This is a genomic window from Corynebacterium hiratae (genome assembly GCF_009708045.1).
GTDB lineage: Bacteria > Actinomycetota > Actinomycetes > Mycobacteriales > Mycobacteriaceae > Corynebacterium > Corynebacterium hiratae.
In genome coordinates this window covers 1-570 of sequence record NZ_VIOG01000037.1, presented here as the reverse complement: position 1 = coordinate 570, position 570 = coordinate 1, and the positions used below count along the sequence as shown (strand labels likewise).

Genomic DNA, 570 nt, shown 5'->3' with positions numbered 1-570 from the left:
GACCAAACATGCGCCTCACCACCAACACATAACCACCAACAACGCCTGAGTAAGACACCGCTACCGGATACTCACTCAGGCGCTACCAGATACTCACCACACCGCTACCATTTCAGTCTTCTGAACACCGCGGAGCCGAGTTCTTCCACTTGTAATACGAAGACCGATTTAAGCCCAGGACTGTGCACATCCGCTTGACCGAGTAGTCGGGGATATGGTCACAAGTGAACTGGAAGCGGATCACCAGGTCGTCTCTTTAAGCAAAATACTTCGCGGCCTTGCGCAGAATATCGCGCTCTTCACGAAGCCGCTGGCTTTCGCGCTCTCGCCGACGGATTCTTTCCGTATCAGCCAGCTTTTCTGTGGGCGACGCTGCATCATCATCCTCGGCGACGTTGGTGCCGAATTGCTAGTACCAATACCCCAAAATCGAGCGATTGGTTGGGCCTGACCCCCGGAAAGTAGACACGTCGGGGGTTAGCTATGCTGCTTGAGTCAGTGTAGCTGATGTGAGTGCTTCGTAGTCATCGGGGGCTAGAAGATTGCACCAGGAGTGTCGTCTGCGCGTGT

At 54.4% G+C, this 570-nt stretch carries 1 pseudogene; it reads right to left on the bottom strand.

Going from position 1 to position 570, the window contains the following annotated elements:
* Window positions 1-136: 136 nt before the first annotated feature.
* A pseudogene (locus tag FME68_RS13535) lies at window positions 137-409 on the bottom strand (IS3-like element IS1206 family transposase); the annotation flags it as partial.
* Window positions 410-570: the final 161 nt, after the last annotated feature.